This window comes from Gelidibacter maritimus (genome assembly GCF_014062315.1).
GTDB lineage: Bacteria > Bacteroidota > Bacteroidia > Flavobacteriales > Flavobacteriaceae > Gelidibacter > Gelidibacter maritimus.
Genome location: NZ_JACGLT010000036.1, coordinates 1 through 5549, shown reverse-complemented (window position 1 = coordinate 5549; position 5549 = coordinate 1). Strand labels below are relative to the sequence as shown.

Genomic DNA, 5549 nt, shown 5'->3' with positions numbered 1-5549 from the left:
ATCGAGTAGGCAAAGGGAGTTTCACCCTAAGCCTCTCACAGAACCGTGCTTGAAAGTCTCCCCTCACACGGCTCTTGTTGTACAAATCTAAGCAATACAATTTATTTGATTGAAGTTCCAATGATAAAACAGTGTTGGATATTGTTTCCTAACCTCTGCTAACCATTGGTACCCTTTCGAAATACTGGTTTTATATCGCTTATACCTTTTCCTTGCCCACCAAACCAATCTTTTACTGAGTAACCGAAAGACTTTTGTAAGTTCATACATCTTAAATTTACCATAGTACCGCACCCATCCCCTGATTATTGGATTAAGATATTGGGCTACTCCTACGATGCTTTTAAAAGTAAGTTTGTTTACGCCGAGCTCTTCTAGCTTGTCAGCGATTCGTTTTCTTGAACCAATACTTATGGCACAATCATACCCTAAAAACAGCTTCCTCTTTTTCTTAGAGAAGGCAGTCCTGGGCTGAAAAGAATATCCCAGGAAATCAAATTTGATTGTTGGGTATTTTTCTTTTCTTCTGTAGTCTCGGCAATAGACAATTTTTGTCTTTTGTGGATGTAATTCCAATCCTACCGAAGCCATTCTTTGATGCACTAGATTAAGTACTTTTTCTGCGTGGGCTTTTGTATTACAGTGTAGTATCACGTCATCGGCATAACGTGTGAAGACTACATTTTTATCTGTCCGTTCCAACCATTTGTCAAAAGCATAATGTAGAAAGAGGTTTGCCAGTAAAGGGCTGATCACTCCGCCCTGTGGCGTTCCTTTTCCTTGCTTTTGGATTCGTTTTCCAGATATTGTAATAACGGGTGCTTCCAGCCATCGTTTGATATAGAGTTTTACCCAGTTTTCGGGCACGTGTTTCTCTACGGCAAGCATCAGTTTGTTATGGTCAATATTATCGAAGAAACCTTTGATGTCCAAGTCAATGACCCAGTTTTGTTTCCAACAGTTTTCTCTTACCTTTGATAATGCCTGATGGGCATTTCTCTTTGGTCGATAGCCGAAAGAATTGGGACTGAATACTGCCTCTAATCTTGGTTCAACAAACATTTTGACCACCATTTGGCCAACTCTGTCGCTAATGGTAGGTATGCCTAATTTACGGATAGAACCGTCTTTCTTGGATATCTCTACTTCTTTGACAGGTGGTGGAAAATAACTCCCTGATGCCATACGATTCCAAAGTTTGTAAAGGTGTCTTCTGCGATCGGCATCAAATTCTTGCATATCTATCGCATCCACTCCAGCACTCCCTTTGTTGGAACGCACTTTTTGATAGGCCTCCCAAACCATTTGGCGGCTTATCGGTATTGATTTTGTTTCATTCCATAAATTCATCCTCACTTTTGTAAGTTGATTTGTAAAATGCAACTGTACAACTTAACCCCTTTGCTCCATTTCCATTACAGAAACTTCATCACTACTACGGGTTAATCTGTCTCTGCATACAACTTCGGTATTCTGCCTCTAAGTTGTTCTTATTGTGCATTTCCCTTGCCATTTGTATGCAGTTTCCCAAGTTCCGTAAATAAGCCTGAATAAAGTTCTTGCCATCTGAATGACGCCAGCCTTACAGAAAATAAATAGGTTTCCTCTGTAATTAATGTTATTGCTAACATTACTTTTCACTCCGTATCATACTTCGTAGCTTTTGACTGGGGATAGCAACTTCTCGACACCTCTTCGATGGTTCACTTTCGTTCAACTCCTTTATTCGTACCTGCTAATCTCTTTGGACTAGATTCTCCTAAACGCTCAGCACCACAACTGTTAATTGCAGCACCTTTAGGTGGTTTAGAGCCATCGCCTATACAACGACTCTGATGGACCTACCATCATCTTATTTACAGCATTCAACCTTTTATTGCCGTGGTTGATTCTTGGCACACTATGAGTAGTTGCGTGGTTCAGCACTAAACTTTGCAAGTACACACCAAACTGAAAATCCGCGAGGATTTTCAGAAGTAGGCGAGAACAAGCAATTACTTATAGCCATTGTTGTGGTTAGTGTTTTTTATTTATTTACTCAATTTTAATATTCTAAATGCTCCTTGAATTACCAATACAAAAACGATTGTTCCGATAATCAAATCAGGTTTGCTTGAACTCAACCAATTTACTAAAACTCCAGCGATTATAACTCCCAAATTGATAATCACATCGTTCGAGGTAAAAATCATACTTGCTTTCATATGAGCTTCTTCCTTGCTCTTTGACTTTTGCAAAATATAAAGACAAATTCCGTTTGCAATAAGTGCGAAAATCGAAACAATAATCATTGTCGAAAAGTTGGGTAGTTTCTCGTCTCCGAAAAATCTCCTTAAAACTTCTACAAATCCAATAATTGCAAGTGTTATTTGAAAATATCCAGCAAGTTTGGCAATCCGTTTTTTCTTTATTACTGTTCCGCCAACCGCAAACAAACTAATTCCATAAACAAAACTATCTGCAAGCATATCTAAACTATCGGCAACCAATCCCATTGACTTTGAGATTATTCCTGTTGTCATTTCGATTAGGAAAAATGCGAAATTTATTCCAAGGACAGTCCAAAGTAATTTTTTTTGATTTGCATTTTCATTAAATTCCGTTTGGTCAGTTTGTTCAGTCGAGATTTTCTTTCCGCCTAAATTCAGTTCGATAATTGACTTTTCAATTTGGTCAGTTTCTCCGCTATGAAAAACGGTCAGTTTTCGGTTCGGAATGTCAAAGTCCAAATTCGCAATACTTGAAATTCCGTCCAATTTCATTCGGATTAGATTTTCCTCTGAAGGACAGTCCATTTTAGTAATCTCAAATATTGTTTTATTCATTTAGTTTCTCGGTTTTTTTACATTAACCACAACGTGTTTGGCTATGGTTTCGTTGCGTGAAAATCCGCGAGGATTTTCCGCCGTAAACCGAAGATAGCAAATTTGCGAGGACTTTCCGAGAGGAAAGTCAGAAGCAATGAACTATAGCCGGTGTTGCCAGTAGTTTTTTTATTCCGTTTAATAAGGTTCAAATTTTTCATTTTTGGGAAATCCGTGATAATAAACAACTTCTATCTCAAATGCTTTTGCTCCGTTCCAACGTTTAAAATCATTCCATTTCAGCGAGTCCAATATTTTGTCCGATTTAGATAATATCAATGAATCCAATTCCGATAATTTTTGATACGCAATTTGAGCATCTTTTTCATTCGGTATTTCTCCATAAAATAAACGGTAAACTGAATTTTTGTCCTTTTTAGTCCGCTTATTAATTCCGTCGGAGTACAGACTATAAAAAACAGAATCCGCAACTTTTATTACAATTCGTTTTTTATAATTCACGTCATTCAAGTCCGTTTGTACATAATATTTTACAGTTCCATAATCCGATTTATCTCTTTTAATCAGTCCTTTATTTGTCGAGCAGGATAAGATTAAAGTGATTATTGAAAATAGCAATACTTTTATTTTTGCGTTCTTCATTCAAATTACTGGCAACGTGTTTGGCTATGGTTTCGTTGCGTGAAAATCCGCGAGGATTTTCCGCCGTAAACCGAAGATAGCAAATTTGCGAGGATTTTCGGCAGAAAATCCGAAGCAATGAACTATAGCCATTGCCAGTAGTTTTTTTATTTTACGATTCAGTTATTCAGTTTTTTAGCCAGTCAGATTCAATAAATTTCGTTAAAGAAATAAATCAAAAACAAAGGAAACCAGATTGATAGTATCACATAAGTCCAACTGTACCACCTCATTCTTTTGTCAATTGTTTTATTCCGCTTGAGTATTTTTTCAGTCCGTTTTTTCCAAACAAACCTATAAGTGTGAATTGCTCCTAAAATCAAGTATAGAGGAATTATTGATAACGCAAGTTTTTGCTTGTCCAAAATCAAATTTAAATCAGTCGTGTAATAAAGAATGATTATTAGAATCAGAATGTTAGTTCCTTGACAGAATGAAGTCAGAATTATTGGGAAAGCTTCTGGGGCAGAATCTTTATTTTTTTGTTTTTCGTAATGATATTGGAAAAAGTCATCATAAAATTCCGCTATGCGATTCAATATCATATTTTCAATCAGATTTGGTTTTTCTCAAATTACTGGCAACGTTTCGTGTATGAGCAGTGGCGTGGTTCGTCACGGATAATTGCAAACAGGTACTTGCCATTGGAAAATCCGCAGGAATTTCCAAGTAGGCGAGGACAAGCCATTGCTTATACACATCTTAAGTTTGATTTTTAATAAATCAGTTAACTTTAAGTATTAATCAGAAAGAACAAAAGAGCGGAGTAAGGTTACTATACACGGTGAAGCTTTTAGACTTCGGCAACATTGATAATCCCCGCTCTTTTACTACTTAAATCACGTTCAGTTCTGTGAGACCTAGATCTCGTTTTCAAGTTGTTGTGACCCAAGTAGCTGGTTCTTTCATGAATTGTTTTGATATGAATAAATATAAGGAAACTTTTGGAGTTGACATCAGCAAAGATGTCTTTGATTTGCACGGTAGCAATAGTGGCCACGATCAGTTCAAGAATAATGAAAAAGGATTTAAGTCCTTTTTAAAGATACTTCCCCAAGATTCAATTGTGGTGATGGAGGCAACGGGCTATTACCACTATAGGCTCGCACAGTTTCTATACAAAAGCAACATAGTGGTATCGGTTGTAAATCCCTTGTCTGTAAAGCGTTTCATACAGATGAAACTTGCCAAGGTGAAGACGGACAAGAGCGATGCCAAAGCTATTTGCGATTATGCGATGGCTAATGAGGTTCCACTTTACAGTGCCCTGACCGATGTGCAGGCAGAGTGTTTGCAACTGTTCCGATTGTTGGACAGTTATCTTAAAAAGCGCACGGCAGCCAAAAACAAGTTGCACGGCGAAGAGACCCTCGGCATTCCCTCCAAGTTCGTTTACCGGTCCCTGAAACGGGACAGAAAACACTTGGACAAGGAGATTGCCGGTATCGAGGAGCGTCTGCTCTCGCTTGTTAGGAAAGAACAACAACAGCAGCTCACCCTTTTAACCACCGTTCCAGGGATAGGTATAAAGACTGCATTGTTTTTGATTGTGGTAACCGATGGATTTTCCAAGTTTGAGACCGCTGCACAGCTCTGCAGCTATGTTGGTATTACACCTACAATTCGAGAGTCGGGAAGCAGTGTACGCGGTCGTAGCAGGATCAGTAAGGTCGGCAACAAGAAACTTCGTAACCTGTTGTTCCTTTGTGCTTTCAATGCCTGTAAGTACAACAAAGCGTGCCGCGAGATATATGAGCGAATCGTAAACAAGGGTAAGAGTAAAAAATTGGCGCTTATTGCAGTAGCCAATAAGTTATTGAAACAGTGTTTTGCAATCGTGAAATCTGGTTTACCGTACGATGATGCCCATGTGTCAGTGTTAAAGATTAATTAATCGGACTCATCAACTTTGGTGCTGATTATTGATTGTTGGATTGGAAATAAAACGACGAAGGAGCTTTATTCCACTTCAACAATGCCAGGACCGCATTTGTCAAATTTAATGGAGAAAAGCCTTGTTTTTTGCCTCAGTTCTTTGTTGTG

Annotated in this window: 5 protein-coding genes; 1 reads left to right on the top strand and 4 read right to left on the bottom strand. The window is 38.2% G+C overall.

Going from position 1 to position 5549, the window contains the following annotated elements; genetic code table 11:
• Positions 1-87: 87 nt before the first annotated feature.
• The 4 genes from ltrA to H3Z82_RS19265 form a co-directional block, all read right to left on the bottom strand.
• On the bottom strand, positions 88-1350 hold the full coding sequence (ltrA, locus tag H3Z82_RS19280) for a group II intron reverse transcriptase/maturase (protein WP_182202247.1): 1263 nt from the start codon (positions 1348-1350) through the stop codon (positions 88-90).
• 140 nt (positions 1351-1490) lie between these two features.
• Positions 1491-1631: a hypothetical protein gene (locus H3Z82_RS19275; protein WP_182202246.1), complete on the bottom strand. Its 141-nt coding sequence runs from the start codon at positions 1629-1631 to the stop codon at positions 1491-1493.
• 399 nt (positions 1632-2030) lie between these two features.
• Entirely contained in the window at positions 2031-2825 is a 795-nt protein-coding gene (locus H3Z82_RS19270) for a cation transporter (RefSeq protein WP_110476612.1), read from the bottom strand.
• Between the two features lie 177 nt (positions 2826-3002).
• Positions 3003-3467, bottom strand: coding sequence for a hypothetical protein (locus tag H3Z82_RS19265; protein WP_182207097.1), 465 nt, complete (start codon positions 3465-3467; stop codon positions 3003-3005).
• A gap of 961 nt (positions 3468-4428) precedes the next feature.
• On the opposite strand from H3Z82_RS19265, the gene H3Z82_RS19260 reads away from it, so the two are divergent.
• Entirely contained in the window at positions 4429-5400 is a 972-nt protein-coding gene (locus H3Z82_RS19260; protein ID WP_182206138.1) for an IS110 family RNA-guided transposase, read from the top strand.
• The last annotated feature ends 149 nt before the right edge of the window (positions 5401-5549 follow it).